Consider the following 26,546-nt stretch of genomic DNA (forward strand, 5'->3'; position numbering starts at 1 on the left):
GCAATCATGATCCCTGACGTCAAACCAAGCAGCGTTCTCTATCTCAACAATGTCTCGGTTTCCTTCGACGGTTTCAAGGCGCTCAATTCGCTGTCGATCGTCATCGAGCCCGGCGAACTGCGCGCCATCATCGGTCCGAACGGCGCCGGCAAAACGACGATGATGGACATCATAACCGGCAAGACCCGACCTGACGAAGGCGAGGTTTTCTTCAACTGCGACGTCGATCTGACGAAGCGGGACGAGGCCGACATCGCCCAGCTTGGCATCGGCCGCAAGTTCCAGAAGCCGACGGTCTTTGAAAGCCATACGGTCTGGGACAACCTGGAACTGGCGCTGAACCGCAAGCGTAGTGTCTTTGCCACACTGTTCTACCGGCTCTCAAGCGAGGACAAGGCACGTATCGAGGAGATCCTTGAAACGGTTCGGCTGACCCATCGGCGTGACGAACTCGCAGCCAACCTCTCGCATGGCCAGAAGCAATGGCTGGAGATCGGCATGCTCCTGGCGCAGGAGCCGAAGCTGCTTCTGGTCGACGAGCCGGTTGCCGGCATGACCGATGCCGAGACAGCGGAAACCGCGATCCTGCTCAAGGAAATAGCCAGGACGCGGTCGGTGGTCGTCGTCGAGCATGACATGGGGTTCATCCGCGACCTCGGCGTCAAGGTGACCTGCCTTGCCGAAGGGTCGGTGCTGGCAGAGGGATCGATCGATTTCGTAAGCGCCGATCCGAAGGTCATCGAAAATTATCTGGGGCGCTGAGATGCTGACAGTCGAGAATGCAAACCTTCACTATGGCGCGGCACAGGCGCTGCGCGGCATCTCCATCAAGGCCGAGTTGGGCAAGATCACTTGCGTGCTGGGGCGTAACGGCGTGGGGAAGAGTTCACTTCTTCGCGCCGTTACCGGCCAGCATCCCTTGTCGGCCGGCAGTGTCAGCTTCAACGATGTGAAGCTTAACGGAATGCCGCCCTTTGCCCGCGCCAAGCAGGGAATCGGCTACGTGCCTCAGGGTCGGGAGATATTTCCATTGCTGACCGTCAAGGAGAACCTCGAGACCGGCTTTGCCCCGCTCGGACGCCGGGATCGCTCCATTCCCGATGATATCTTCAGCCTGTTTCCGGTGCTGCAGTCGATGCTCGGACGGCGCGGCGGCGATTTGTCAGGCGGGCAGCAACAGCAACTGGCGATTGGCCGGGCGATGGTGACGCGGCCGAAGATCCTGGTGCTCGACGAGCCGACGGAGGGCATCCAGCCCTCCATCATCAAGGATATCGGCCGGGCGATCCGCTACCTGCGCGACACGACCGGTATGGCGATCCTGCTCGTCGAACAATATCTCGATTTCTGCCGCGAGCTTGCCGACTATGTCTACATCATGGATCGCGGCGAGATCGTTCATGAGGGAGTTGCCGAAACACTCGACACACCGGAAGCGCGTCGCCATCTGACTGTTTGAGATCTCTACCATCGAAACAATTCGCCAGGCAGAGCCTCTCAGTTCAGCGGGATTGCATTGTCACCCTTGCTTGCCTGGTAAATTGCGGACAGCTCGTCGTATTTTTGCCGGATGGCCTCGGCACGGTCCGCCAGCTCAGAGCGCTGCGGCTCGGGAAGGTTCTCAATCTGGCCATGGATCGAAACGCCTTTCCAGAACGCATTTGTCCTGTTGTAGCCTCCAGGATCCAGGGTAAAGACCTCCTTCAGGATCTTCAGGTCGTGCGGGATCGAAAACGCGTCGCGCGAGTCCTCGTGACTGAAGAAGTAATAAAAATTGTCGAAGCCTGCCCAGGTGATTGCCGAGAGGCACATCGAGCACGGCTCGTGTGTTGACAGGAAGATCAGATCGCGCGTATCGGGACGATCTGTGCCTGTGATCTCGTAGAAGCGCTTCAGCGTGTGGACTTCACCGTGCCAAAGCGGGTTCTCTGTCTCGTTGTTCGTCTCGACAAGGATTGTCGAAAGGTCGGATTTCCTCATCAGCGCGGCGCCGAAAATCTTGTTGCCGGCGGAAACACCTGCTTCCGTCGACGGAATGATGCCGTTCTCCATGGTGCTGAGAAGAGCGCAGAGAAGTTCATATTGGTCTATTGGCTGTGTCATGTTGTCTCCTGTCAGACAGCGTGTGTGGCGATAGCTTTTCCGTCTGTCCTTCCGCTCCGGTGATGTGGTTCTGCAACGACCAGCGGCACCTCATTTCCTTTGGCGTCGTAGAGTTTTCCGTCGAGGAAATAGTCGCCATCGTGCAGACGGGCGATGTCCTGGTAACGGATTGTGCGTTCCGTCGCGGCGACGAAGACCGACTGCTGATCGGAATTCCCGAACGTCAGGTGGTTGAACAGAAGGTTGAGCGCGATCGCCATTAACGCGGCAGAACTGATCCCGGAATGGAAGATCGTGGCGAACCAGGCTGGGAAATGCTCGTAGAAGCCGGGCGCTGCGATTGGGATCATGCCGAACCCAATCGACGTCGCAACGATGACGAGGTTCATGTTGTTTTCGTAATTGACCTTGGAAAGGGTGCGGATACCGGTCGCTGCGACCGTTCCGAACAATACCACGCCGGCACCGCCAAGAACCGAGCTCGGCACTGAGGCAACGACGCGTCCCACGACCGGAAGCAGGCCCAGTGCAACGAGAAAGATCCCACCGGTGGCAACGACGTACCGGCTCTTGACGCCGGTGACGGCGACCAGGCCGACATTCTGGGCAAAGGCGCTCTGCGTGAACGAGCCGAAGATCGGTGCAAGGATACTCGAAAGCATATCGGCCCTGAGCCCGTCGCCCAACCTTCGGGAATCCACCTTCGTTCCAACGATCTCGCCGACAGCGAGAATGTCCGCCGACGTTTCGACGAGTGTCACCATGATCACGATGAACATCGAGATGATGGCGGCGAGTTCGAAGGTCGGGTAGCCGAAGTGGAAGATCTGGGGCAGGCCGAAGAATGGGCCGTCACCCACGTGCGAGAAGTCCGTCATGCCCACCGCGTAGGCGATGCCCGTGCCGATAAGAATGGCAAGCAGGATCGATAGCCGTGATATCGATGCACTTCCGAGTTTGCTCAGGACCAGCACGATGACCAGTGTCACAGCTGCGAGCTTTATATTCGCCGTACTGCCGAAGTCGGGCGCGTTCCGATTGCCTCCCATCGCCCACATCGCCGCCACGGGCAGGAGCGTCAGGCCAATGGTCGTGATGACGATCCCCGTCACCAGCGGCGGAAAGAAGCGAGTGATGCGCGAAAAGACGGGCGTAATCAGGAGGCCAATCAGCGAAGCCGCAACGACTGCACCCAGGATGGAGGGAATGCCGCCATTGCCCGAGATGGCAATCATCGTCGCCACACCCGAGAACGAGACGCCCTGGACGAGCGGCAGGCGGCTGCCGAAGAAGGGAAGCCCGACTGTTTGCAGGATGGTTGCCAATCCCCCGGCGAAAAGCGATGCCGTGACAAGCAGACCGATGTCGCCAGACGTCAATCCTGCCGCCTGACCAAGGATCAGCGGCACCGCGACAATGCCGCCATACATTGTCAGGACGTGTTGCAGGCCAAATGCTATATTTGCCCAAATGCTGAGCCGTTCGTCTTCCGGGTTGGGCTTTCTTACGTTTTCCTCGATGATTGCTGCCAAGGTCGTCTCCTCCGTACCTCTGCAAATGTCCCGTCTCCCGAGGGACAAACTGAACGGTAGGGTAAGAAGGAACCGTTGGCTTCCATAAAAAAACTGAAACACCTTATCGAAAATCAAAAGGGTCGCTGAGCGAGATGCCAACCACTTGTTCAGCTTTGCAACGGCGATCCTAGAAAATACGCGATTGTAATCCGGTCAGGGCGGTTGTCGTAGCTGTTGCTTCACAGCTGGTAAGTGGAGGTCGACCAGTCTTGTCTCACACGGGCCGTCAAGGCGCAGAATCCATAGTCAACAAGTTGTAAAGAATACTGTGCGTATCTTTACCACGACTGCACAGTCAAAAGACATTTCGCTTATCAAGGAGTTTCACATGGCTGACGAAATGAATGCCACTGCCAACAGCGCTACTGCACCTGCAAATGCACCAAAAGAAAAGAAGACTCGCGCGCCGCGTAAGCCGAAAACGGTCGCTGAAGCGGCCGTCTCCACTTCGGTGAGTGAACCGGCGAAGAAGCCGCGGGGTCGCCGAAAGAGCGTAGAAAAGGCGGAGGCCGTTGCTCCGGTAGTGCCTGTGGCAGCGAAGAAAGCTGCTTCGGTCAAAACGGCTGAAAAGAAGCTACCCGCAAAGCGTGGGCCCCGCAAGGCTCAGGCAGTTGCGCCTGCGTCGGACGACTTTGCAGATCTGCTGAAGCTTGAAGAGGAAAATCAGAAGCTCCGCAAGGCGCTGGCCGAGAAACTTCGTGCGGAGAATGCAGACCTGCGCAAGAGGCTCGGCGCTGCGTGATTTGAACGTCTTAGCTGTGATAGAATACTAACTTCTCCACAGCGATCAGACTGATGACCGGGCTGGCATTGCAAGCCCGGTCTCCCGCCCGGTATCATACTTGTGGGGCACCGAGTCGGGAGGCGGATCGATGAGATCACCGTGGAAACTGATCACCGGGATCGTATCCCGGGGCAAGCCGGAACTGTCTGATGAGGCCGAGCGTGAAATCCAGGCTTTGCCAGGGTCCAATGCGGGAGAGGCTGCCGGTCCGCTTCCGGCAACTCAGGCATCGCCACATTCCATTATACATCCCGCCGAGGAGGGGCCGTCCGTCGCGCCTTCAATCGGCTCAGTCGATGGCCTTGCACGACTGACGTCATTACCTGAGTTGAGGCCGATTTCCGGGCTTGCCTCGACGGACGATATCGAGCCGGTGCTGGCGACAACGATCAGGTTGGTGACGAAGGACAGGTTGAGCTTGCGCGCGGAGCTGGCGGCTTCGACCGCAGCCCTTGACGCGCTTGAAACGCATGCTCCCGACATTTCTCTCATTGCCAATGTCAATGGAGATGAAAAGCCGTCCGAGCCCGCCGAGTTGTTGAAGACTGATGTGGGCAACAAGCCGGACGGCACGGGCCAAACAACACAAATCGAGCGAACGGACGTACAGGCGCCAGCGCATCAGACAGCAGGTGCGAAGCCTCCCATAAAGGTGAGACGGCGCAATACGCGCGGAGCAGCCAAGGTATTGCCGAAGATGGATTCCATCGTCGAACCAATACGCTTGGAAGATGAGATAAACGAACTGAGAAAGCAGCTGGCTCAAAAGCTTCGTATCCAGAACGAGCAACTAAAAGCGATGCTATCCCGATTCGACGCTTATTGAGCAGGACGGTCGTTTAACGCTGGCGAATTGATCACCCCTCACTTCAGGTGAACCACCAGCTTGAAACAAGGACTATTTCCAGGTCGGTGAAGACGCCCATTCTTCATCTATTCCTTGAGAAGACTAAACACGAAGCGCGTGGACAACTCTAAAGGCAGCGCTAGATTCTTGACGATCACCAAAAGGATGGATCGCACATGACCAGACGTGATGGACAGTCAGCTTTGATCTCGAAAGCGGTGAAACAGTGGTATTCATTCTACGAAATTCAGCCGGATGAGGCGTCGTCCGAAACACTCTGCAAGGCCGCGATAGGGCTTCTTGAACAGGGCTTCGACAGTGAAGACATTGCGACGCTCCTGATCGGCAAGTACGTCGGCAAATGGGCAACCAGGATCAATGCGCCATCGTCCAACACGGTACACTGACCTGGTCTTGCACTTCAGGATAGATGCGATGGTCGATCATATTGAAACCGCCCCCTCCACATGGCGCGCCGACCTTGCGACGCAGATCGCAGATCTTGTCGATCAGTACGTCGCACTGGGCGTGAAGCAACAGGATGTTTTTCAGGAGATCATGAAGGAAGTAGGACGGCTTCGGGACGAGCTCGAACAAGATCCGGATCCTGCCGACGATGTTTTAGCATCTGACGTCATCGATGAACCATCAAACGATTGGCCCGCCGCCGACCGGGGCAGCCCTTAGCGACGCATGTCGTCAAATCTGCTCTGTGCAAAGCGCGGGGGTAACGCTCCGGTCGCGTTTTCCCTGATAGTTACAGGAGAGCCTAAACCTGCGTTGCTCTTGCCGCTATTCGCCGTAACGGGTGGTCGTTTTTCAAGCGCCAAAACTGTGCCGGCAACGGACGAGCATCACGCAACTGTTATTTGTCAGGACGTATTCGACGGTGAGGTTCGCGCGCCAAGCGGTTTGACCGACGATTGAATGAGTTCGCGAACGTATTTCGAGAGTTTGCCCTCGCGACTGGCGTCTTCGGCCTCCCAACCGAATTTCCAGGCATCGTGACGCGCCGTCCAATCTCCAGGAGAGTTATCGTCCCGTTCGGCAAGCGCTCCTGCTGAAGGTATGGATTTTCATGTGCCTTAAGACAGAGTATCCGGGCTCTTGAGCCTGCCTCCTGAAGGTCTAACAACTCTTCGATCGTCATGCGCTAATTCCTACACCCTGGAGGCATGCTACCTACCGGAATGATGGACTAAGTCCGTTTCCGACAGTCGTCGAGATATGACCGCACGCCCTGCCGTCGCGACGTCAGAGATCCTCCCACGGAAAGCTATCCAGACGTTCCGCGCCATGGCGTGTGACAAGCGCCTGCGTCTCGAGTTTGATGCTCTCGGAACCGTCCTCGGCAATGAGGCTCTCGATATTGAGGACCATTCCTTCTTCGATCAAGCCGCTGAATGCGTCATCGTAGTCGGGATGGAGAAGGATTCCGGGCCACTCGTCGGCCATGCCGGTTCCGTGCGCCGCCAAAGTGTAGCGATAAGGAATGTACGTCTCTGGAATGCGCCAGCTCTTGTCGTTGAATTCGCCGAAGGACATGCCGGCTCGGATGATCGACAGGTTGTGGTCGATCTGGTCCCTCGCTGCCGAATAGAGTTCCTTCTGCGTTGTATTCATCGCAGCGTGCCCACAGGTCCATGAGCGGGAAAGATCGGCGCAATAGCCGTACGGACCGATCATGTCCGTGTCGAAGGAGATCATGTCACCGCGTTTTATGATGTAATCGGAGCATTCCTGGTACCATGGGTTCGTGCGGGGTCCCGCTGTCAGGAGCTTTGTCTCGAGCCATTCTCCGCCGCTGCGCGCATTCTCGAAGTGAAGTTCGGCCCAGATCTCACGCTCCGTGCGCCCCGGTTCGGAAACCTCGTACATTCGTGCCATGCCGGCCTCGCAGACCCGGATCGTCCACCGCATGAGCTCAATTTCTTCCGCACTCTTGATCGAACGTGCGCGTTCCGCAAGCTCCTGACCGTCCAGCAAGGTAAAGCCATGGCTCTGAAGCTCGTGGGCAGGCGCCGGTTCGAGCCGATCCACACCGATCCGGCCGTTGCTGCAGTGAGAGCGAACGGTGTCGGCAATCTCCTCCGCCCACGCCTTCATCCGGGCTTCGACAAGATTGCCCGAAGTGAAGAAGAGGAAGGACTTTGACGTCCGGACCTCGTCGATGCCAGGCAGCCCACCATTGACGTGCTCCGATCCTTCGAATTCGAACATGATCGCCGGTCCGTTCGCGAGGATGAGCGCATATCGAGAAGGGTTATGCATGGTCCAGATGCTCATGTTCGAACAATCGAACGCATATCGAATGTTGACGGGATCGTAGAGCAGAAGGGCTGCACAATCCGATTCCTCCATCTTCGCTCGCAGGCGCCCGAGACGATACCGCCTGGCGCTGTCGAGGGTCGATGGAGGGATCGGACTGATCAGCGGACGGTCCGCTCCCTCTGGGTTGAGATAGGTCAGCTTGCGATCGTCTTTGAAGACGGGCGCGGCTGATGATTGCGACGACTTCTCCTCGCTACGCAGCATCTGTATGCCCTCGGATCAAGCCTCTATCACCGTTCGATCACAAGATCGCTCAGTGGCTTTGAACAGCACGGCAGAAACATCCCCGCGTCGATCTCGCGCTGCCTGATGCCGCCATTATGGTTCATCTCGACCGAACCGGAGACCAGCTTCGACTTGCAGGTGCCGCAGACGCCGTTCGCACAGGAGGACGGAAGCCTGATGCTGCCCTTTTTCGCAGCAGCAAGCACTGTCTGATCTGGACAGACTGCCAAGGTTTTCTTCTGCTTAGAGAACTCGACCTGATAGATCTTTCCGGCAGGCTGCACCTCGACGTTGAGGCCCGGCTCGTCGATGACAGCTGCGTCGAAGCTCTCTTCGATATAGTTCGATGAGGGGACACCCAGGGCGGCTGTGATCGAACGGGCAGCCGCCATGAAGGGTGCAGGCCCGCAGCACATGACCACGCGCTCGGCGATATCTGGAACTGCCAACTTCATGAACTCCGGAGAGATCCGTCCGGTCAATCCGGGCCAGCTGAGTTCACCAGCAACCGTTTCCGGCAGCAACTGCAGGCGCAGTCCTTTCATCCGCGTAGCAAGCCCAGACAGGTCATTGCGGAAGATGAGATCTGCAGGGGTGCGAGCTGCATGAAGGAAAACGATGTCCAAGGGTTCGTAGCGGTCTGCCAGATCACGCGTGATCGACATGACCGGGGTGATGCCCGAGCCGCCGGAGAGCAGCAAAAGCTTCGTCTTCTGCCCCTTCGGACGGATGAAATGACCGAGCGGCCCCTGTCCCTTGACCGTCGTGCCGGGGACCAGGTTGTCGTGCAGCCAGTTCGAGACCTTGCCGCCCAGCACTCGTTTGACCGTCACGGTGAACGCATTTTCGCGATGAGGCGATGACGAGATGCTGTAACAGCGAGACTCCCCGTCCGGGCCGATCGGGAAGTCGAACAGAAAGTACTGCCCGGCGTCGAAGTTGAAACGCTTGCCCTCCGGAGACGCGAAGGTGAAGCTCTTCACGTCGTGCGTCTCCTGATGGACATCGAGACAGACAAGCGTCTCGTCGGTCTCAGGGTCCCAAACGACGGTTTCGGCGGGGATCATCTTTTGGAACTCAATACCCATGAGCGCGCATCCTATCAATGTACCAGGTGGCGAACTTGTCGAGGTTGGTTTCGGAGAACTTGGAATAGGGCCCAGGCTGGTAAGCCGGGTCGAGGGCGCCTGCATGTGAGCGGGCGACTAGATCCGCGTCCTGGTCAGTGGTTGCGATCCAGACATCGGTCAGTTTGTCGAGGTCGTAGTCCTTGCCTTCGACGGCGTCCTTGTGCACGAGCCATTTGGTTCTGACGAGCGTTTGCCCGGCGGAGAGCGGGATAACGATCGCGACGACCGCGTGGTCGCCCATGAAATGGTTCCAGCTGTTGTGACCCCACAGATGCGTGTCGCCGAGATCCTTGCGTGTCATCTGACCGAGCAGCTTGGAAGACGCTGCGGTCGCATCGTGGGTCTGGGATTCGCCCGCACCTGCGATGATGAGCCGCTGGGTGCGGAAGTTGGTGGCGCAATCGACCAGCTGTTCGACTGCAGCCGACGGGAAGCCGTCGGCCTCCCAAGCTTTCGTCCGCTCCTCGTACAGCCGGAAGTGTCCCTCGGCCTGCTCGCGGTCCTCGGGGCTCAGCGTCTCGGGGTCGAAGCCGAAGTCGAGATCGACGAAGGATACGCACAGTTCAGGATGATTGGCCGAACAGTGGTAGCACTCGCGATTGTTTTCCAACGTGAGCTTCCAGTTGCCATCTTCGACAATGTCGGTCTGATGCGCGACCTTGGCATTTCGAATGTCATAAGGTGCAAGGCGCTCGATCATCGCCTTTTCCAGACCTGCGATGTCCTCCGGCGGATTGTCGGACAAACATACATAGATCAAGCCACCGATCGACTTGAAGTTAACCGACTTCAGGCTGTGGCACCGCTTGTCCAGCTCCTTGCCCATGTGCGGGGCATAGCTCAGTTCGCCCGTCAGTTCATAGGTCCAGGTGTGGTAGGGACAGACGAGCTTCGAAACGATTGTCTTTCCGGCGCCGAGCAGGCGCGAGCCGCGATGACGGCAGACATTGTGAAGCACGCGCAGTTCGCCGTCGTCGTCGCGCAGCAGGATGAGGCTTGTCTTGCCGATGTCGACAACCGTCGCATCGCCCGGCTCGGGGACGTCGCAGTCAAGACCGACGCAGATCCAGTGTTTGTGGAAGAAGACGTCGATATCAGCCTCGAAGACGTCCTCTCGCGTGTAGAGGCCGGCCGGCAGCGAATATCCATCGGCACGTGCTTCGAGAAGTGCAGAGATGTCGGATGGGAGCCTGTTTAGCATGATGACCTCTTATGGTTCGATGCGTGGCAGTTTGCTCTTGCATCGCATGGCCCTCAACGGCATTAATTCTCACGCATGCATAACTTTGTGTAATGCGTAGGGACGATCATGAGTTTTCGCAGACGCATACCGTCGCTGACGGGCCTGATGATGCTCGAAGCCGTCCTTCGGTATCGGAGCTTCACCGCGGCGGCCGCAGAACTGGGCGTTACTCAAGCCGCGGTCAGCCGACAGATCGCGGCGCTGGAGCAGGAACTCGGGGTTCCGATGTTCGTCCGCAAGCACCGCGCGATCGAGCCGACCCCTGCGTGCCTGATCTTGGGAGCAACACTTGCACAAAGTCTTTCCAACATCGCCGACACGGTCGATGTGGTCAGGTCGTCGCAGCAGGACGTCGTATCGATTGGCGCGACGGTTGCGTTCTCCTCCTTCTGGCTACTCCCCCGATTGGCAGACCTCCGACGACAGAACCCTGGCGTTCAAATCAGGGTCGTCTCCCAGGACGCCAGGATCGACCTTGATGCCGGCGGCATCGACATTGCCATTCGTTATGGAATACCGCCGTTCACTGATGCAAAGGTTGTCGCCTCGCAGGCTGATGTCATTATCCCGGTGTGCTCCCCGGACTACCTCGCGCGCCGTGCCGCGCCCGCACTTTCTGATGCCGACGAATTTATCGAAACCGATGCCCAGGACCGGTCATGGCTTTCCTGGTCGCAATGGTCGGACGAAACGGGCCGGAATTTGCGGGTAAAGCCAACGCTACGCTTCAATCACTACACCGAGTCGATCGCGGCCGCCCGCGCCGGGCAGGGCGTAGCACTCGGGTGGAGCCTCCTGATCCAAACCTTCCTCGACGATGGCACGCTGGTCGCGCTTGAGGCAGATGAACTACCGACGGCGGATCGATACAACGTCCTTTTGCCATTAAGGACGAGAAGAACGTTTGCCGCTGAGCATGCGGCAAAATGGCTGGGCGAGGCTCTAACCTGTGCGCAACCACACTGATCCACCATCGTGGGGCGACGGTTTCGATCCCTCCGCACGACGCATCCTCGTGCACCAGGCTGAAATCTTTCGTTTCTGTATCAATGCGTCCAGATGACATCGCGCCTATGCCTGTTCTCACTCCATCGAGCGGAACTCCTTTGAGCGGAGGAAAAGCCGATTGCGTATTGATCTCAGCACGACGATAGTGGGTCTCGGTGGCATCGGAAGGGCGAGGTCTAAGCCTCCTGCAGCACCGCCGGTTTTTTGAACAACACACAAACACTGGGGGAGTTCAGATGCAGTTTGCGGACTTATTCTCCAAGCGTGTGCTCGTGGTTGAGGACGATTACTTGCAGGCAAGCGACGTAGCCCTGACGCTCGAAGAGCAGGGCAGCGAGGTTGTCGGGCCATACCCTGATCTGGAAACCAGGCTGCGGAACCTAGAGGCTACGACCGTCGATCTTGCCGTCCTGGATATCCGTCTCGGCAGCTGCGAGCTGGTTTACGAGGTCGCAGACAAGCTGGATCAAGCGCGGGTACCGTTCGTGTTTACTTCAGGTGGAAATCCAAACGACATTCCGGACCGTTTCAGCAGCGTTCGATGCTTCCTGAAGCCTTTCAGCCTTGGACAACTGGCTGCGGAGCTGGCGCTCTTGGTGGCCGAGAAAGAAGAGCGCAGCGACCGTTAATATCGCGCACGGCCTGCCGGGAGCGCTACCGTCCCAGGTAAGTAGAAACACGAACAGCCAACGAGACCTCTGCCCGGCACGATGAAAATCGCCAGTGGCCAGACAATGATAGGACCTAGCGATGATGAGGATCGGAGCAAACGTCGTCTGCTTCCTGATGATCCTGACTGGCGCATGTTATTGCTTCGGACTCACGCACTCCTTGCTCGCCACTGTCCTGTCGTAGGGTCTTGAATGGGTTTGGGATGAGCGCTCTGCTTCTTTGGCATGAGGGTCCTGGTAATTCTATGGGCAGCGTGACACCTGCGAAGGAGAAGTAAGCGGGTGACCTAACCATCCTTCACCCCCAAGGTCGTTCTCGATCAACGAGACACGGTCGGGTCGTCGGACTAGGGTAATTCGATCTCGCCCTCGACCACGTGGTTTAGATCGGTGTCATCCGCAGTCAACGTCATTCGAACCTTCAGGGTCTTGCCGCCGATTCTCCCATTGCGGACGGTCTCCTCGATCTTGCGCTGTGAGGTCACGCCGACCTCCTTCAAGAACTTCCGGATCGACATGTTGAAAGCGTCGTCGCTCATGACGGGAACTCCTCTTGATTGGCCGGAATTGTAAGAGAATGCAAATCGTCAGGGAAGCGCGACAGACGGTGGCGACAAATCGTCGAAGCCAACCGGGGCTGGCCGTTGCAGCTGCGAAGTCCGACGGATCGTCGGTCGCGCGACGCTTTTTTTCAGAGGATGCGTTGCCCTCATTGCTGTTGATGATCAGCATTTGCCCGGCAACACTGCCCGTCGTTCGGAGCCTTTCGCCCATTGTTGGCTCTGCGAGGTTTAAGCGTCAGGCAGTTCGAACTTCCGTCAGGAATGCATTCGAGTGCTTGTTTCAAACGGCCTCGGCCGTTTTCAAAAGAAGTACAAGTCCGCAGACGATGAGCGCTCCGCCCATGATCCGTGAGACCCACTTTCCGCCCGGAGCGAGTTTCTCGACGGCGATGTAGGCGGTGATGGCTGCAATCCACCAGATGTTCATGATGCCGCCGACGAACAGAAGCGCCATCAGTGCCCAGCAACACCCTAGACAATATCTGCCGTGGAGAAGACCCATGCGGAATGCGGCCGCTCTGCCGGTCCGCCGATGCTTGGTCAGAGAAGCGACCGGACTCCGGCAGTGGTCAAGACAGACTGATTTCAAAGGTGAGAGTTGGAACAGCCCCGCGCCAATAAGCACCACCGCTCCCATGAAGGCCGTTGCCAGGCTCATGTACATCACGGAAATCATGCCTCCCGCGCCCAGGATTGCCTGGATTATCGTCGCCGCAAAGCTGAACAAGGCCCAGATCGCGAGGTATCCAGCCAGGAATTCCAGGGGTGGCCCCGCACCTCGTTCCCGTTGCAGCGCTCCGTAGAGAAGTACGGTTGGCGCGGCGCTTGGCACCATCATGGCGACCATCATAAGCCACCACATGATGAAGACGGTTACCGCGTATCGAAGCGACCACATATGAGGGCCAATCATATCCGGAATGCCCGCAAGAAGCGCTCCCGCTGGGCCGGTTTCGGCCGACATGTCTGTCGGGGACATGCCCGTTCCCGCGCCCTGGAGGATGTACCAGGCAGATATGAACACGGAAAGGGCAAGCGCCGCGACCACGATCATCCGGTCGCGGGCGAGGAGGCGTTCGACGGTCGATCGTTGCATGGCGGTTCTCAGGCGGCGTGTTCGATGACACCCTTGCCGTTCATGTATACCCGGCAGATATGAACATGCGTGTCCTTGTTGTTCTCGAGTGAAATCGCACCGGAGGTGCGAGTCGTGCCGCTAGCCATTTCGGCGACCCGATATTCGAATCCGTGCGGAAGATTGATCCGCGCGCGATGCTCGGCCCCTGTCACGGGATTGCGGATCGGCTGAACCTCCATCTCGAAGAAATCGGGCACACGGACGTGACCCGTGCGCTTGTCGACATCCACCTCAAGATCGATCGGCTTGGACAACACGTCGAGTTTGGTCGGAGACATCTTGCTGAACACCCAGAACATGGTCGCCATGTCTTCGGTATCGCCGCCCGAGACAATCGTCGCGACCGCATCGCGTTGCGCCGGGGTCGCGTTCGAATCCACCACGAGCTGTATCGTTCCGTTGCCGAGATGGATCGGACCCGGCCATTTGGCGGTCATCGCCATCTTCACACCATCAAGGCGGACATCGCCGTGAAAGCCGGATTTTATGACAAATCCTACTGCTGCCTCGCAATTGCCGTTCGTCGGCAACGAGTTGAACTGACAGGGGCATCCGAAGCTGCAATTGCAATTCGCGATCTCGAGGGCATCGATCTCCCAAGGTGTCATGATTGCCTCCACAAACGGTCATTATGGCCGCTAATACAGATATCACTAATATAGCGGTGGAGGTAGTGGAACAGCCATAACGCGGGGGCGTCACCTTCGCAAAAGCGCTTCGGGCGAGGTCACGCGACGCCATCCCTGTGTCACGCAGCGGCGTGCATCTGAAGCAAAAGATTCCTGTTGGCCCAAACAAGCAAGCCGCGAGCCGATTGTTTCGGTTTTATTGAATATGTTTATTTCCGCATAGTGGGAATGATTTCCATTTCTGGGTTGCTTCCTCAGGCCGATCGGCTACGCTTGCAGTCAAGAAATGGAGGATTTCCCATGGCGAAAATGCGAGCTGTCGATGCAGCGGTTCTGGTTCTGGAGAAGGAGGGCATCGACTGTGCCTTCGGTGTTCCGGGCGCGGCAATCAACCCCTTCTACTCCGCCCTGAAGGCCCGCGGCTCGATCCGCCATATCCTGGCTCGCCATGTCGAGGCCGCAAGCCATATGGCAGAGGGCTACACCCGGGCCCGCGCTGGCAACATCGGCGTTTGCGTCGGGACATCAGGACCGGCCGGGACCGACATGATTACCGGTCTCTACTCGGCATCGGCGGATTCAATTCCAATTCTCTGCATCACCGGCCAGGCGCCGCGCGCCCGGCTCGACAAGGAGGATTTTCAGGCGGTCGATATCGCAAAGATCGCGGCGCCCGTCACCAAGTGGGCGGTGACAGTCATGGAGCCGGCGCTTGTCCCCTTCGTCTTCCAGAAGGCGTTCCACGTCATGCGGTCCGGACGCCCGGGTCCGGTTCTCATCGACCTGCCAGTCGATGTCCAGCTCGCCGAAATCGAGTTCGATATCGAAACCTACGCATCGCTCGAGCCCTACAAGCCAACTGCGACGCGTGCCCAGGCCGAAAAAGCCCTTGCGATGTTGAATGCATCCGAGCGACCCTTGATTGTCGCCGGCGGCGGCATCATCAACGCCGACGCCTCGGATCTCCTTGTCGAGTTCGCCGAGATAATCGGTGTTCCTGTCATCCCGACGTTGATGGGCTGGGGTACGATACCGGATGATCATCCCCTGATGGCCGGCATGTGCGGCCTGCAGACGTCGCATCGCTACGGCAACGCCACGCTTGTTGCTTCCGATTTTGTCTTCGGCATTGGCAACCGCTGGGCAAACCGGCATACCGGCAACGTTGCGACCTATACCGAAGGGCGGACGTTCGTCCATGTCGATATCGAGCCCACGCAGATCGGCCGCGTCTTTGCTCCGGACTTCGGCATCGTGTCCGATGCGGGCGCCGCTCTGAAGCTCCTCCTCGATGTGGCGACGGAGTGGAAGGTTGCCGGCAAGTTGCGTGACTGGTCTTCCTGGGCAGAAGAATGCCGGGAACGCAAGCGCACGATGCTGCGAAAGACCCATTTCGATCAGACGCCACTGAAGCCGCAACGCGTTTACGAGGAAATGAACAAGGCGTTCGATCGCGACACCTGCTATGTCTCGACCATCGGTCTGAGCCAGATCGCCGGCGCTCAGTTCCTGCATGTCTACAAGCCGCGCAACTGGATCAATTGCGGCCAGGCAGGCCCGCTTGGCTGGACGTTGCCGGCAGCGCTCGGCGTCCGGGCTGCCGATCCCGATCGACCCATCGTCGCACTTTCCGGCGACTACGATTTCCAGTTCCTCATAGAAGAGCTTGCGGTCGGAGCGCAACATAAGCTGCCCTACCTGCACGTGGTCGTGAACAACTCCTATCTCGGCCTGATCCGCCAGGCCCAGCGGGGGTTCAACATGGATTTTGAGGTGAGCCTTGCCTTCGAAAACATCAACGCTTTAGACGATGCCGAACCAGGCTACGGCGTCGACCACGTAGCGGTCGCCGAGGGTCTGGGCTGCAAGGCGATCCGTGTTCGCAGTCCGAACGAGTTCCAGGAAGCGTTCACCGCGGCAAAGGCACTGATGAAGGAGCATCGGGTCCCTGTTGTCATCGAGTTCATCCTCGAGCGCGTGACCAACATCGCCATGGGCACCGACATCAATGCGGTCGTCGAATTCGAGGAACTCGCCGAGCGGGGCGAGGATGCGCCGACTGCCACGCTTGCCCTCCTGGATTGAAACAGGCGATCAACCAAAACCAGATGCAGTGAGACCGCCGCATCAAATTGCCTCCAACAGAGAGACGACCCATGCCGAGATTTGCGGCCAATCTAACCATGCTCTTCAACGAGGTGCCGTTCCTCGAACGCTTTTCGCATGCCGCCAAAGCAGGATTTGAGGGCGTCGAGTTTCTCTTTCCTTATGACTTCGACAAGGAGACGCTTCGCAGTGCTCTTACCCGTCATGGCTTGACCCAGGTGCTGCACAACCTGCCAGCTGGCAACTGGGCGGCTGGGGAGCGCGGCATTGCGATCCTGCCTGATCGCATGGACGAGTTTCGTCGCGGCGTCGCCTCTGCGATCGACTATGCGACTGCGCTCGGATGCAGGCAGGTGAACTGCCTGTCTGGCATCATTCCAGCTGGCGTACCTGACGACGTGCTTCGGGCGACCTTTGTCAAAAACCTTACCTTCGCTGCCCGCGAATTGGACAAAAGCGGAATCCGGCTTCTGATTGAACCGATCAATCGCTTCGATATTCCGGGCTTCTACCTCAATACGCCCGATCAGGCGGCATCGATCATCGCTGAAGTCGACAGTGAAAATCTCTTCATTCAATACGACCTCTATCACCAGCAACGCACGCAGGGTGAACTGATCGCCACCTTCAGGAAACACCAGGGACGGATAGCCCACGTCCAGCTGGCCGATAATCCAGGCCGTAATGAACCGGGCACGGGCGAGATCGCCTACCCCTTCCTCTTCGATGCGCTGGACAGCCTCGGCTACGACGGCTGGATCGGCTGCGAATACAAACCGCGCACAACTACCGAGGCAGGCCTGGCATGGCTCGCCACTGCAAGCAAAGCGACCGAAAGCGCAAGCATTCTTAAGATCAGGAGCTAGAAAATGGCAACAATCGGATTTATTGGCCTGGGCATCATGGGCACCCCCATGGCACGTCACCTGCAGGACGCCGGGCACACGATCGTCACCTCAAGGTTTTCCATCCCGCCGCGACAGGAACTCGTCGATAACGGCCTGCAGTTCGTCGAAACACCGCGGGCGCTTGCTGAAGCCGTCGACACGATCATCCTGATGCTGCCTGATACGCCCGAGGTCAAGGATGTGCTCTTCGGAGAAAACGGCGTTGCCTTCGGTCTGTCGGCCGGCAAGCTTGTCATCGACATGAGTTCGATCTCGCCGATCGAAACGAAAGACTTCGCGACGAAGATACGCAAGACAGGTGCCGAATACATCGACGCCCCCGTCTCAGGTGGCGAGGTCGGCGCGAAAAACGCCACGCTCTCCATCATGGCGGGTGGTTCGGAGGCAAGCTTCGAGCGGGCGCTACCGTTATTTGAGCTGATGGGAAAGAACATCACCCTTGTCGGCGATTGCGGCGATGGCCAGGTCACAAAGGTCGCCAATCAGATCATCGTCGCATTGACGATCGAGGCCGTTTCTGAAGCGCTCGTCTTTGCGTCGAAGGCGGGAGCGGACCCTGGACGTGTCCGGTCAGCCCTCATGGGAGGCTTTGCGTCGTCGCGCATCCTTGAAGTGCATGGAGAGAGGATGATCAAGCGAACCTTCGACCCGGGCTTTCGCATCTCGCTCCATCAGAAGGACCTCAATCTTGCGCTGCAAGGCGCCAAGGCACTCGGCATCTCGCTTCCGAATACCGCCGCGACACAGGAACTCTTCAACCAGTGCGTCGCAAATGGTGACAGCGGGCTCGATCATTCCGGGCTCGTCAGGGCGCTCGAGCGCATGGCGAACCACGCTGTCGCGTGACCGTGACCTTGCCGGGGAACGAGGTTCCCGGCCGTTCTGACCAGTGGAGAATCCCGATGCCGGCCATTGCCGACCCCCGCGCCTTTCTGGAGGGACTGTTCGATGCCGCGGTCGCGGCCGCCGATCCGGACCGGATGCTCGAACGCTGCCTGCCGGAAACGCCGAAAGGGCGGACCGTGGTGATCGGAGCCGGCAAAGGAGCCGCGCAGATGGCGCGCGCCTTCGAGAAGCTGTGGGACGGGCCGCTTTCTGGTGTCGTGGTCACGCGTTACGGCTTTGCCGTTCCATGTGATCGCATCGAGGTCCTCGAAGCGGCTCATCCGGTACCGGATGAGGGCGGGCTTGCCGCCTCGGCCCGACTGATGTCGACTGTCCGTGGGCTGACGGAGGACGACCTGGTCGTCGCGCTGATTTGCGGTGGCGGTTCTTCTCTCCTTCCAGCACCTGCCGGGGATCTGACGCTTTCCGACGAAGTGGCGGTCAACAAGGCATTGCTTGCCTCAGGTGCCCCGATCGGCGCCATGAATGCCATCCGCAAGCAGATCTCACGCATCAAGGGGGGCCGCCTTGCTGCACTTGCCTATCCGGCACGTGTTGTTTCATTGGTTGTGTCCGATATTCCAGGCGACAACCTCGCTCTTGTCGCGTCTGGACCGACCATCGCTGACACAACATCCCGCCTCGACGCACTCCGTCTCATCGATCAATATCGCCTCGATTTGCCTGAGGCCGTTCTCCGCCATATCCGCAACGGCAAGGACGATGCGCCGCTGCCCAACGATCCCCGCTATGCCCGGAATGATACAAGGCTCGTTGCATCCGCTGCCACCTCGCTCGAAGCCGCCGCTGAGGCAGCGCGCAGATCTGGGGTCGAGGCTGTCATCCTCTCTGACGCGATTGAAGGGGAAGCTTCGGTCGTTGGCGCGGTGCATGCAGCGATTGCCGCCGAAGTCGCGCGCCGGAACCGCCCGTTTCGAAAGCCGATCGTCATTCTTTCCGGTGGCGAGACCACCGTGTCGATCAGAGGTAACGGAAAAGGTGGGCGCAACAGCGAGTTTCTGCTGTCCCTGGCTCGTCGCATAGATGGTCTGGAAACCATCTCGGCACTTGCCGCCGATACCGATGGTATCGACGGTTCCGAAGACAATGCGGGAGCTTTTGCCGACGGTACAACGGTGAGGCGACTCCTCGAAAAACAAAGGGATCCAGCCCAGCTCCTCGCCAACAATGACAGCTGGTCTGCCTTCCACGCACTCGGGGATCTTTTCCTACCAGGACCGACCGGCACCAATGTCAACGACTTTCGCGCCATCCTTGTCCAGTAGTCCGGATCCATGAAACAGGACGCCACTCTGCGAGAGGAACAGGTATGACATCCCCCCAGAGTTCGGCGCAGACGATCATCGAAATGCGCTTGATCGCGAAGCAACTGTTTGCGGCTGGTGTAAATGCGCTATCGTCGGCCGTAACGGGCCCGGTTCACCTTCATCCGCGGACCGCCCAGCTTGCCTGTCTTGGTGCGGTCAGCCGTGCCGCATTCAGGTATTGCCAGACCGTATTGGCGCCCTACGCATCCCTGGCGCCAGCGACATCGGCCTCTGCAACAGAGTTGGTCGCACGCGCAAGAAATGCTGCTCACCTGGAAGGGCCTGTTGCAATCATCGTCGGCCGGACGGGAAAAGGGCACAGCAACGAACATCATGCGCTGAGCTTTGCGCTCGCAATCGAACAGTCACCGCTGCAGCGGCCGTGGATCTTTCTGAGCGGTGCGACCGGTCGTCGTCAATGCCGCTTCCGGTCCGCGGGGGCCATCGTCGATGCCGGCACGTGCTCCTGGATCTGGCCATCTGGAGAGAGACCTCGCGTACCCAGCGACGTTTCATCGTTCCTTGCCGCATCCGGTGACCTCCTGCCGGCTGGCGTCATGTCACCCTATTCGATGAATGTCGATCTGATCATTTTGGCATAGGCGGCCAAATTCCGCGGTTCAAGCCCTCGAGACTGCTGAGGCCATCAAGCCCCAGTCGGCCGGCTTGAGGAAGGTGGGAACCGACCGATAGAAGGCCGGAACCTGCCGCCCCTCATATCCTGTGACAAATGCAATCGGGATCTGCTTCATCGCCAGGAAGGCGGCGACTGGGTAGACGGTCTGCCCGTTGAGTACGATATCAAGAAGCGCCCCATCCAGCGGTTCATCATCGGTGTCGACAATTCTGAGCGCGTCGCTCACGGTGCTGACCGGCCCCACAACGGTCACGCCCAATTCCCTTAGCCGTTCTTCTGCGTCCAGTGCGACGAGAAATTCATCCTCGACAAGCAAGATCCGTTTTCCCGACAACTCACAAAAGCGCTCCTCGCGGCTAAATTGTTTTCTCGCGACCACACGGCAAAGGCTCTCGAGCCGATCAGGAATGATAAGGCCCCGTCCATACATAACGATGACAAATCGGGCAAATTCCTCGCGCTGATCCTGCTGCGATGTAAACCAGCTCTCGGCACTGATGCAGTCGAATACACCTTGCATGATTGCAAGATCATTTCCGTCAAACGTCCCATACAAGAAGCCAGGAATCGACATGAATGGTGCTCCGAACCTTGCGACAAGCAGAGCTCCATTTTGTTTCATGCTGTGATTCGCGAATCAACAGATCATCTGCCTTTCGGAAGAACTGTACGCTAGCGCTCAATCGGTCCAACGTGCCCTCCTCGGGGGTGGTCAGCAGATTAATCGGTATAGTCAGCAAGCGTATCTGTGCGGCAGGCCTGCATGCGGCGAGCCACCCGGTGCATGACCATAGCGCGTTCGTAGGCAAAAAAATCATGGCCCTGTGCGGGCACGCAGCAATGCAACGATGCGGCGAAGATCATTTGCGGCCCGTCATTTCGAGCGAGCGGACCACTTCTTTGCTGTGCGCCACCTCGACCAGACGCTGTATCGGGCAGGGGGATGGGGCAAGGAAGTCCGCCGCTCCGGTCGCAATCGCATTCTGTGGCGTTGCATTGAAGCCCGCCTCCCAAGGCTCCTGCGTCCTTGACGAGAAACGCCAATGCCGCCCTGATGTCGCCGACGACATTCGCACACGCTTTTCCGACAGTGTCGTTGGACAGCCGGACGGAATGATCTGTTTCCTGCACCTCGAGAGGATGTTTGGTCGGGAAGACAAGCTGACGGCCAGGGCCGCCTGACCTTTGCGGCTTTGCGGCCGGCCCGCCTGATGTTGCCGGCAACCTGCCGAAATGGAGCGCGATACTCGGCCTAACATATTAGGGATTGCTTAACCTGTCTTCGCTATCGTCGTCATTGTCACGGACAGGTTATCGTGACAGGCAACACGGAAATGACAAAGGCTCGTCTCCCGTTTCGCGTGACGAGCCTTTTCTTGTTCGGGCGAACTCGAAACCTTCGACGGAAAGCTATGCAATCGAATCATGGCTGAGATCGCAAGCTCGCGCTCAAAAAGGCGGGTGCTTGTCGCATTGGCGCAAGTACCGTCGGGCGGTTTCCAAGCTTGGTCGTATGAGTAAGCGCGAACTCGACGATTTCGGTATGGCAGGCTCCGAGATCGCAAATATCGAGAGCCTCGCTGAGCAGCCAAACTCCGAGGTCATGAGTGAACTTCAAAAGGCCCGCGCTCAAGTCGCGGGCGTTTCATTGTTTTCTGGCGTGTATTTTCGGATATGCGCTGAGCGCATGTCTACGTTGCGAAGATTTGCGTACTATTTGTGCGATCGGGTTGGTATGACAATTTCAACGACGCACTACACCTCCTCCCGTAGCGCTGCGTTACGTGAAGGGCCAACCCTCCTCCCATGGCTCTTTGCATTGGACAGCAACAATCCTCCTCCCAGTTGCTGTTCTACTCTTTCAGAAGAGCCTGCCGCACCTCCTCCCGCGGCAGGCTTTTTTGCGGCATTATGGAACAATTGCCACAAGATTCCGATGAACGCTGATTCTATCTCCTGAGGGTGCCTCGGGAGGGCTGCGTATGGTCGAAGGTGCAGGGGAGTTGGAAGCGAAGCTGGGCGAGATCGGCGGCCTTACGGAAGAGCTGCAGCGGGAGATCGCAGTCCTCGTGTAATCAGCTTGGTGGCAACACCTCCTTCATGCCGCTCTTTTGCTTTCTGGCATAGCAGAACGATGCGGGCTGCGGGCCTTCCGACACCGCTCCGGTGGTATGTTCAAATTGTTTTTTGGCCTCAATGTCTTCGCAGGGCTGCGGTCACACCGCGGGGAACAGAGCCTTACGTCATCCGTTCTTCAATGACATATTTCATTGGAGTAAGTTCATGAAGACGAACGACACGAACGCTACGGCCGAACAACGTCGACCAAAGGGTGTCAAACCGGTCCCTGAAAAACCAGAGCCCGCGGACAGGGAATCCCTTGCGCCGACAACGGTTCAGCCTTCGGGCGCCAAGGACGAAAGTGAGCGTCCTGTGGTAAATCCCGTAACGGGGGCGCCATTCTAAGAGCCATCATATGCAAAGGCCTGTCGCGTCGACAATGCCAGTCTCATTTCAACCTCGCTTTTTCACGTGCATGAAAAGAATGGCTCAACCGGAGGCGGACCAATGCGTGAACGTCTAAAACTTATCTGCCTTTGTACCATGGCATCCCTTTGGTCCTCCTTCCTGGTCTCGGCTGAGGAGACAACCGATCAGATTGTGAACGGAAAGATATCCGATCCCCGAATCGCTGAGTGCGGTGTTCGTATCTCTTCCGGCCTGATCGTTCCATTTCTGGAGGCGAACGCCGATTTTGACGGGTCATACGAAATTGCGGTGTCCAAACACTCGTCCTCCGGTACGTCTCAGCCCCGTCAAACCAATCAGATCAAAGGTGGGGCGATGGCAGTGGTGCAAATTGCCGTCGATGTGCCCGCTACCGCTGAATTGGACCTGCAGATGAGCGACAAGGAGGGCCGCATGGTATGCGTTTTACAGCAGACGGTTAATCTCGAAGCGGGGCCGCTCAGGATCTGACAGGCAGCACGCTGCGTCCTTAGCAAGGCTTAAAAAAAACGTAAGAGCACCCTTCGCTGAGCAGGTGGTTCCCTTCAATGCCTCGTTGTGCACTTGCCTGCCGCGGCCGCCACAGCGGCGATCTCGGATTCGACCGCGTCCATCATAGTCAGTGCACGTTGCAACAATCCAGCACCATCGGGATCGGACAGAAAACTCGCGACGTGAAGGCCCTCACAAATCTTGTCGAGAAGTTCAACGATATCGTTTCTGCCAATGCTCCGCATGTTGCGTGACAGCTCCCGCATGCGATCACGGGCTTCGGCTACCACGACCTTCCGCTGTTCCAGCGAAAGGTCGTGAAACTCACGTACACTCTGATGTTTTGGAGATTCCACGCCTTGCCTCCCGCAAACCGCATTCTACGAGACAGGGAAAGCTATGGATCACTTTAACCCCGTTCGTCGCCCTCTGAGCCGGTCCCGAGCGTTTGTCTGAGATGGGTAATCAGGATGCGAGCAAGACCCTGAGATCCGCCTTTCTGCGAACAAGATCGGCAGCGGTATATCGGTCAAAGACCGATACGAAAGCCGGGTGGCCTCGGAAAGAATGGGGGCATCCTGCACGCCAGGGAAACAAGGCACTCCGGGCACTCGAGCAACTTCCATCCTTTTGAAATTCACGCCGAAATCTGTTCATCCGTGGGTCCGAACAGGATATGCTTTCGATCGATGCCGGCGTCGCTCAGTCCACCGACGAGGGCCTGGAGGAACGGCCGTGGCCCGCAAGGATAGAAGCATGCCTCAGCCGAAACGGTATTGGACTGTCGCCCCGGCACATGAGGCGTAAGCGAAATCATGTCGGGGCTTGCCTGGTGGGTTGCTTCGCAGACTGATCACTCAATTGGAAACAGGCCTGAGTCGGCGGGGCTGCAGGTGAGACCGAGTGCATGGCAGCATGCGAAGACCGGATCGCTGACACCGTGGGCATCGACATGGGGCCCGGTAACGGCGAGACCAGCATTCCATCAGTGCGTCGAGGACATGAACCGCGTCGCTTGCGGCCGCGGCGCTGATCTCTATGAAAGAGCCCTTATCGGCCCGAGACCGCAGTGTAGAGCTTGATGGTTGGATTCATGCCGCACCGCCCGCGGTCGAACGGCGGGCGCTTTTTATGACACCGGCGAAAAACTGCGCCTCGTCCGGGCTGCCCTGGGCCTAAGGCGAAGGCCGCCGACCTTTGCGCCGAGCTCGGCGTCACCAGGCAGACAAGGTATCGATTTGTTGGCGCTAAGGGCCAATGCTTGGTCGTGAAAATTCCTCGCCGGTCACAAGCGTCAGGTGGGGCAGAGAACTTCGCGCCTTCTGCGGGGAATCTTTGCCGTTGCCCGAAAGAAAACATCGCGGCGAACACGCTGCAGGTTGCATCCACCGGAGAATTTCATCTCAGCCGAGATCGCTCCGTGCAGAAGTTCCCCTAACTCTGTCTTCCTGCTATCGTGGAAATGAGGGACGGCTCATGAGTGAGAACCGCAAGCTCGCCGCAATTCTGGCCGCGGACGTAGTCGGATACAGCCGGCTCGCCAGCGAGGACGAAGATCGCACCCTTGCAAGGTTGCGGGCACTGCGCAGCGACCTCATCGATCCAACCATCGCCGTGCACCACGGCCGTGTCATCAAGCGCACCGGAGACGGAGCGCTGGTTGAATTCCGCAGCGTTGTCGATGCCGTGCGCTGCGCCATCGAGGTGCAGAACGGCATGGTCGAGCGCAATGCCGGCGTTCAGCAGGATCGGCGCATCGAGTTCCGGATTGGCATCCATCTGGGAGATGTAGTGGAGGAAAGCGATGGTGACCTGATGGGCGACGGCGTCAACATTGCCTCGCGTCTGGAGGGTATCGCTGCCCCCGGAGCCGTTTGCCTGTCCGAAGACGCCTATCGCCAGGTCAGGGCGAGGCTCGATCTCTCCGTCAGCGATCTCGGCAACACGCATCTAAAGAACATAGCCGAGCCAATCCGGATCTATTCGCTCCAGATCGGCGCGGCCGCGGAGGCAAAGCCAGCAGTGACCGCCGGCGCTGTTGCTCGTGCGCCGGCCCCATTGCCACCCGAGCTCTCGATTGCCGTCCTGCCCTTCGTCAACATGAGCGGCGATGCCGAGCAGGAGTACTTCGCCGACGGCATCTGCGAAGATATCATCACCGCTTTGTCGAAGCTGTCGCAGTTGTTCGTCATCGCTCGCAACTCGTCGTTTACGTTCAAGGGCCGGAACGTGAACGTGCAGGAGGTGGGCCACAGCCTCAATGTGCGCTACGTGCTGGAAGGGAGCGTGCGCAAATCAGGCAATAAGGTGAGGATCACCGCGCAGCTCATCAATGCGATCACTGGCGGCCACCATTGGGCTGAGCGTTTCGACCGCGACCTCAGCGATATCTTCGCGGTGCAGGATGACGTCACCCAGCAGATCGTCGGTGCTCTGCAAGTCAAGCTCGCGGCCGGGGATCAGCAGCGGCTCGCAACCGAGCAGACCCAAAATCTGGAGGCTTATGACTTCTTCCTCCGGGGGCGTGAACAGATGTGGCGACTGACGAGAGAGCAGAACATTCAGGGCCGCCAATTGTTGCAACGCGCCATTGATCTGGACCCAAAATTCGCCCCGGCCCACGCGTTCCTCGCCGTCGCGCACGCGCTCGCCTACGTCAACCAGTGGAGCGAATCGCCGTTGAGATCGCTGGAACAGGCGTCCGGATCTGCGACGCAGGCGGTGGCGATCGACGATCGATATCCGTACGCCCATTGGGCGATGGGCGTCGTCAATTTGTACCTGCGACGGCTTGACGTGGCCATCCGGGAGGCTGAATGCGCGATCGCGCTTGCTCCCAACCTTGTCGAGGGTCACGAGAGCCTCGGGAACGCGCTTCACTATGCGGGCAGGCCCGACGAAGCCCTCGTTTGTTTCGAGCGGGCAATGGCCCTAAATCCATATTATCCGGACATCTTCCTGCACTTCCACGCACAGGCAATGTTCCAGCTGGGCAGGTACGAGGAGGCCGTTGCCATCCTGAAGCGACGGCTTGTCCGCAATCCATTCACCGACATCTCACGCGTGTTGCTGGCGGCGAGCTATGGTCACCTGGGCCGCTTCGCGGAAGCGCGCGGGGAGTGGGAGGAAGTGTTCCGGATCAATCCCGATTATTCCCTGGAGCACAGGCGAAAAGTGCTACCCTACAAAAACCCTGCCGATTTCGAGCGCATTGTCGACGGCTTGCGCAAGGCTGGCCTCACCGACTGATTGTCATCGCCCGGGATCGTCGCCAGCTTTCATGCGGCTCCGCCAATCGGCCAGTCTCTCGCGCATATCTGTCCCGCGTCCTGTTCAGGCGCGTGATAGCGTCATCAATGAGCCGGCCCCACGATGGCCGTCGAAAGGATTTGGCCTGAAGACAGGGCGCTACAATGATCAGACGCGTGCTGCACAG

Annotated in this window: 27 protein-coding genes and 1 pseudogene; 16 read left to right on the forward strand and 12 right to left on the reverse strand. The window is 58.4% G+C overall.

Going from position 1 to position 26,546, the window contains the following annotated elements; all coding sequences use genetic code 11:
• The first annotated feature begins 6 nt into the window (after positions 1–6).
• Entirely contained in the window at positions 7–762 is a 756-nt protein-coding gene (gene urtD, locus FHT77_RS19960; RefSeq protein ID WP_183756647.1) for an urea ABC transporter ATP-binding protein UrtD, read from the forward strand.
• Position 763: 1 nt separating this feature from the next.
• Positions 764–1,459, forward strand: a complete 696-nt coding sequence (urtE, locus tag FHT77_RS19965) for an urea ABC transporter ATP-binding subunit UrtE (RefSeq protein ID WP_183756648.1) — start codon at positions 764–766, stop codon at positions 1,457–1,459.
• A 38-nt stretch (positions 1,460–1,497) separates the two neighbouring features.
• Here urtE and FHT77_RS19970 read toward each other — a convergent pair whose 3' ends face one another.
• Both FHT77_RS19970 and FHT77_RS19975 read right to left on the reverse strand, forming a co-directional pair.
• A complete protein-coding gene (locus FHT77_RS19970) occupies positions 1,498–2,103 on the reverse strand; it encodes a deaminase (RefSeq protein WP_183756649.1) in 606 nt (201 codons plus the stop codon).
• Between the two features lie 11 nt (positions 2,104–2,114).
• Entirely contained in the window at positions 2,115–3,635 is a 1,521-nt protein-coding gene (locus FHT77_RS19975) for a nucleobase:cation symporter-2 family protein (RefSeq protein WP_210280974.1), read from the reverse strand.
• Between the two features lie 370 nt (positions 3,636–4,005).
• On the opposite strand from FHT77_RS19975, the gene FHT77_RS19980 reads away from it, so the two are divergent.
• The 4 genes from FHT77_RS19980 to FHT77_RS19995 all read left to right on the forward strand — a co-directional run bounded on the left by FHT77_RS19980 (position 4,006) and on the right by FHT77_RS19995 (position 5,995).
• A complete protein-coding gene (locus FHT77_RS19980; protein ID WP_183756650.1) occupies positions 4,006–4,419 on the forward strand; it encodes a hypothetical protein in 414 nt (137 codons plus the stop codon).
• A 439-nt stretch (positions 4,420–4,858) separates the two neighbouring features.
• Complete coding sequence (locus FHT77_RS19985) at positions 4,859–5,287, forward strand: hypothetical protein (RefSeq protein WP_183756651.1); 429 nt, start codon at positions 4,859–4,861, stop codon at positions 5,285–5,287.
• A gap of 197 nt (positions 5,288–5,484) precedes the next feature.
• On the forward strand, positions 5,485–5,715 hold the full coding sequence (locus FHT77_RS19990; RefSeq protein ID WP_183756652.1) for a hypothetical protein: 231 nt from the start codon (positions 5,485–5,487) through the stop codon (positions 5,713–5,715).
• A 28-nt stretch (positions 5,716–5,743) separates the two neighbouring features.
• Positions 5,744–5,995: a hypothetical protein gene (locus FHT77_RS19995; protein WP_183756653.1), complete on the forward strand. Its 252-nt coding sequence runs from the start codon at positions 5,744–5,746 to the stop codon at positions 5,993–5,995.
• Between the two features lie 185 nt (positions 5,996–6,180).
• Here the strand turns inward: FHT77_RS19995 and FHT77_RS31435 are convergent.
• The 4 genes and pseudogenes from FHT77_RS31435 to FHT77_RS20010 form a co-directional block, all read right to left on the reverse strand.
• Positions 6,181–6,458 (reverse strand): annotated as a pseudogene (locus FHT77_RS31435) (CrpP-related protein).
• Between the two features lie 104 nt (positions 6,459–6,562).
• Positions 6,563–7,843 (reverse strand): M24 family metallopeptidase, encoded by a 1,281-nt coding sequence (locus tag FHT77_RS20000; RefSeq protein WP_183756654.1) that lies wholly within the window; start codon positions 7,841–7,843, stop codon positions 6,563–6,565.
• A gap of 26 nt (positions 7,844–7,869) precedes the next feature.
• Positions 7,870–8,952 carry an FAD-binding oxidoreductase gene (locus FHT77_RS20005; RefSeq protein ID WP_183756655.1) on the reverse strand — a complete coding sequence of 361 codons (1,083 nt, stop codon included), beginning with the start codon at positions 8,950–8,952 and terminating at the stop codon, positions 7,870–7,872.
• Complete coding sequence (locus FHT77_RS20010; RefSeq protein WP_183756656.1) at positions 8,942–10,195, reverse strand: SRPBCC family protein; 1,254 nt, start codon at positions 10,193–10,195, stop codon at positions 8,942–8,944. The genes FHT77_RS20005 and FHT77_RS20010 overlap by 11 nt, the downstream gene beginning before the upstream one ends.
• Positions 10,196–10,303: 108 nt before the next feature.
• On the opposite strand from FHT77_RS20010, the gene FHT77_RS20015 reads away from it, so the two are divergent.
• Both FHT77_RS20015 and FHT77_RS20020 read left to right on the forward strand, forming a co-directional pair.
• Positions 10,304–11,203 carry a LysR substrate-binding domain-containing protein gene (locus FHT77_RS20015; RefSeq protein ID WP_183756657.1) on the forward strand — a complete coding sequence of 300 codons (900 nt, stop codon included), beginning with the start codon at positions 10,304–10,306 and terminating at the stop codon, positions 11,201–11,203.
• 278 nt (positions 11,204–11,481) lie between these two features.
• The gene (locus FHT77_RS20020) at positions 11,482–11,874 is read left to right on the forward strand and encodes a response regulator (RefSeq protein ID WP_183756658.1); all 393 of its coding nucleotides are present in this window, start codon (positions 11,482–11,484) and stop codon (positions 11,872–11,874) included.
• Between the two features lie 389 nt (positions 11,875–12,263).
• Here FHT77_RS20020 and FHT77_RS20025 read toward each other — a convergent pair whose 3' ends face one another.
• The 3 genes from FHT77_RS20025 to FHT77_RS20035 form a co-directional block, all read right to left on the reverse strand.
• On the reverse strand, positions 12,264–12,455 hold the full coding sequence (locus FHT77_RS20025; RefSeq protein ID WP_183756659.1) for a DUF6494 family protein: 192 nt from the start codon (positions 12,453–12,455) through the stop codon (positions 12,264–12,266).
• A 304-nt stretch (positions 12,456–12,759) separates the two neighbouring features.
• Positions 12,760–13,575, reverse strand: coding sequence for a DUF2182 domain-containing protein (locus FHT77_RS20030; RefSeq protein WP_183756660.1), 816 nt, complete (start codon positions 13,573–13,575; stop codon positions 12,760–12,762).
• 8 nt (positions 13,576–13,583) lie between these two features.
• On the reverse strand, positions 13,584–14,225 hold the full coding sequence (locus tag FHT77_RS20035) for a DUF1326 domain-containing protein (RefSeq protein WP_183756661.1): 642 nt from the start codon (positions 14,223–14,225) through the stop codon (positions 13,584–13,586).
• 321 nt (positions 14,226–14,546) lie between these two features.
• Between FHT77_RS20035 and gcl the strand changes: the two genes are divergently transcribed.
• From gcl to FHT77_RS20060, 5 genes are all read left to right on the forward strand, one after another.
• Entirely contained in the window at positions 14,547–16,331 is a 1,785-nt protein-coding gene (gene gcl, locus FHT77_RS20040) for a glyoxylate carboligase (protein WP_183756662.1), read from the forward strand.
• Positions 16,332–16,402: 71 nt separating this feature from the next.
• Complete coding sequence (gene hyi, locus FHT77_RS20045; protein ID WP_183756663.1) at positions 16,403–17,218, forward strand: hydroxypyruvate isomerase; 816 nt, start codon at positions 16,403–16,405, stop codon at positions 17,216–17,218.
• Between the two features lie 3 nt (positions 17,219–17,221).
• The gene (locus FHT77_RS20050) at positions 17,222–18,106 is read left to right on the forward strand and encodes a 2-hydroxy-3-oxopropionate reductase (protein WP_183756664.1); all 885 of its coding nucleotides are present in this window, start codon (positions 17,222–17,224) and stop codon (positions 18,104–18,106) included.
• 56 nt (positions 18,107–18,162) lie between these two features.
• Positions 18,163–19,431, forward strand: a complete 1,269-nt coding sequence (locus tag FHT77_RS20055) for a glycerate kinase (RefSeq protein ID WP_183756665.1) — start codon at positions 18,163–18,165, stop codon at positions 19,429–19,431.
• 44 nt (positions 19,432–19,475) lie between these two features.
• Positions 19,476–20,075, forward strand: coding sequence for a hypothetical protein (locus FHT77_RS20060; protein WP_183756666.1), 600 nt, complete (start codon positions 19,476–19,478; stop codon positions 20,073–20,075).
• An 18-nt stretch (positions 20,076–20,093) separates the two neighbouring features.
• Here FHT77_RS20060 and FHT77_RS20065 read toward each other — a convergent pair whose 3' ends face one another.
• Positions 20,094–20,684 carry a hypothetical protein gene (locus tag FHT77_RS20065; protein WP_183756667.1) on the reverse strand — a complete coding sequence of 197 codons (591 nt, stop codon included), beginning with the start codon at positions 20,682–20,684 and terminating at the stop codon, positions 20,094–20,096.
• Between the two features lie 146 nt (positions 20,685–20,830).
• Positions 20,831–20,974, reverse strand: a complete 144-nt coding sequence (locus FHT77_RS32290) for a hypothetical protein (protein ID WP_348649630.1) — start codon at positions 20,972–20,974, stop codon at positions 20,831–20,833.
• A 1,419-nt stretch (positions 20,975–22,393) separates the two neighbouring features.
• Between FHT77_RS32290 and FHT77_RS31440 the strand changes: the two genes are divergently transcribed.
• Entirely contained in the window at positions 22,394–22,576 is a 183-nt protein-coding gene (locus FHT77_RS31440; RefSeq protein WP_246712726.1) for a hypothetical protein, read from the forward strand.
• Between the two features lie 102 nt (positions 22,577–22,678).
• Positions 22,679–23,089, forward strand: coding sequence for a hypothetical protein (locus tag FHT77_RS20080; RefSeq protein WP_183756668.1), 411 nt, complete (start codon positions 22,679–22,681; stop codon positions 23,087–23,089).
• A 74-nt stretch (positions 23,090–23,163) separates the two neighbouring features.
• Here the strand turns inward: FHT77_RS20080 and FHT77_RS20085 are convergent, their stop codons facing one another.
• On the reverse strand, positions 23,164–23,466 hold the full coding sequence (locus FHT77_RS20085) for a hypothetical protein (RefSeq protein ID WP_183756669.1): 303 nt from the start codon (positions 23,464–23,466) through the stop codon (positions 23,164–23,166).
• A 1,120-nt stretch (positions 23,467–24,586) separates the two neighbouring features.
• Here FHT77_RS20085 and FHT77_RS20090 point away from each other — a divergent pair.
• On the forward strand, positions 24,587–26,359 hold the full coding sequence (locus FHT77_RS20090) for an adenylate/guanylate cyclase domain-containing protein (RefSeq protein WP_183756670.1): 1,773 nt from the start codon (positions 24,587–24,589) through the stop codon (positions 26,357–26,359).
• The last annotated feature ends 187 nt before the right edge of the window (positions 26,360–26,546 follow it).

Source organism: Rhizobium sp. BK181 (genome assembly GCF_014193305.1).
In the GTDB taxonomy this organism is placed as follows: domain Bacteria; phylum Pseudomonadota; class Alphaproteobacteria; order Rhizobiales; family Rhizobiaceae; genus Rhizobium.

Bases quoted from the DNA above. Each gene is read 5' to 3' on its own strand.
- FHT77_RS20030 (WP_183756660.1), bottom strand. From the start codon at position 13,575: ATGCAACGATCGACCGTCGAACGCCTCCTCGCCCGCGACCGGATGATC.
- FHT77_RS19980 (WP_183756650.1), top strand. From the start codon at position 4,006: ATGGCTGACGAAATGAATGCCACTGCCAACAGCGCTACTGCACCTGCA.
- FHT77_RS20020 (WP_183756658.1), top strand. From the start codon at position 11,482: ATGCAGTTTGCGGACTTATTCTCCAAGCGTGTGCTCGTGGTTGAGGAC.
- FHT77_RS20035 (WP_183756661.1), bottom strand. From the start codon at position 14,225: ATGACACCTTGGGAGATCGATGCCCTCGAGATCGCGAATTGCAATTGC.
- FHT77_RS20000 (WP_183756654.1), bottom strand. From the start codon at position 7,843: ATGCTGCGTAGCGAGGAGAAGTCGTCGCAATCATCAGCCGCGCCCGTC.
- FHT77_RS20025 (WP_183756659.1), bottom strand. From the start codon at position 12,455: ATGAGCGACGACGCTTTCAACATGTCGATCCGGAAGTTCTTGAAGGAG.
- FHT77_RS20080 (WP_183756668.1), top strand. From the start codon at position 22,679: ATGCGTGAACGTCTAAAACTTATCTGCCTTTGTACCATGGCATCCCTT.
- FHT77_RS20015 (WP_183756657.1), top strand. From the start codon at position 10,304: ATGAGTTTTCGCAGACGCATACCGTCGCTGACGGGCCTGATGATGCTC.
- FHT77_RS31440 (WP_246712726.1), top strand. From the start codon at position 22,394: ATGAAGACGAACGACACGAACGCTACGGCCGAACAACGTCGACCAAAG.
- FHT77_RS19970 (WP_183756649.1), bottom strand. From the start codon at position 2,103: ATGACACAGCCAATAGACCAATATGAACTTCTCTGCGCTCTTCTCAGC.
- gcl (WP_183756662.1), top strand. From the start codon at position 14,547: ATGGCGAAAATGCGAGCTGTCGATGCAGCGGTTCTGGTTCTGGAGAAG.
- FHT77_RS19990 (WP_183756652.1), top strand. From the start codon at position 5,485: ATGACCAGACGTGATGGACAGTCAGCTTTGATCTCGAAAGCGGTGAAA.
- FHT77_RS20010 (WP_183756656.1), bottom strand. From the start codon at position 10,195: ATGCTAAACAGGCTCCCATCCGACATCTCTGCACTTCTCGAAGCACGT.
- FHT77_RS32290 (WP_348649630.1), bottom strand. From the start codon at position 20,974: ATGATCTTCGCCGCATCGTTGCATTGCTGCGTGCCCGCACAGGGCCAT.
- urtE (WP_183756648.1), top strand. From the start codon at position 764: ATGCTGACAGTCGAGAATGCAAACCTTCACTATGGCGCGGCACAGGCG.
- urtD (WP_183756647.1), top strand. From the start codon at position 7: ATGATCCCTGACGTCAAACCAAGCAGCGTTCTCTATCTCAACAATGTC.
- FHT77_RS20005 (WP_183756655.1), bottom strand. From the start codon at position 8,952: ATGGGTATTGAGTTCCAAAAGATGATCCCCGCCGAAACCGTCGTTTGG.
- hyi (WP_183756663.1), top strand. From the start codon at position 16,403: ATGCCGAGATTTGCGGCCAATCTAACCATGCTCTTCAACGAGGTGCCG.
- FHT77_RS20065 (WP_183756667.1), bottom strand. From the start codon at position 20,684: ATGTCGATTCCTGGCTTCTTGTATGGGACGTTTGACGGAAATGATCTT.
- FHT77_RS20060 (WP_183756666.1), top strand. From the start codon at position 19,476: ATGACATCCCCCCAGAGTTCGGCGCAGACGATCATCGAAATGCGCTTG.
- FHT77_RS20050 (WP_183756664.1), top strand. From the start codon at position 17,222: ATGGCAACAATCGGATTTATTGGCCTGGGCATCATGGGCACCCCCATG.
- FHT77_RS19995 (WP_183756653.1), top strand. From the start codon at position 5,744: ATGGTCGATCATATTGAAACCGCCCCCTCCACATGGCGCGCCGACCTT.
- FHT77_RS20055 (WP_183756665.1), top strand. From the start codon at position 18,163: ATGCCGGCCATTGCCGACCCCCGCGCCTTTCTGGAGGGACTGTTCGAT.
- FHT77_RS20090 (WP_183756670.1), top strand. From the start codon at position 24,587: ATGAGTGAGAACCGCAAGCTCGCCGCAATTCTGGCCGCGGACGTAGTC.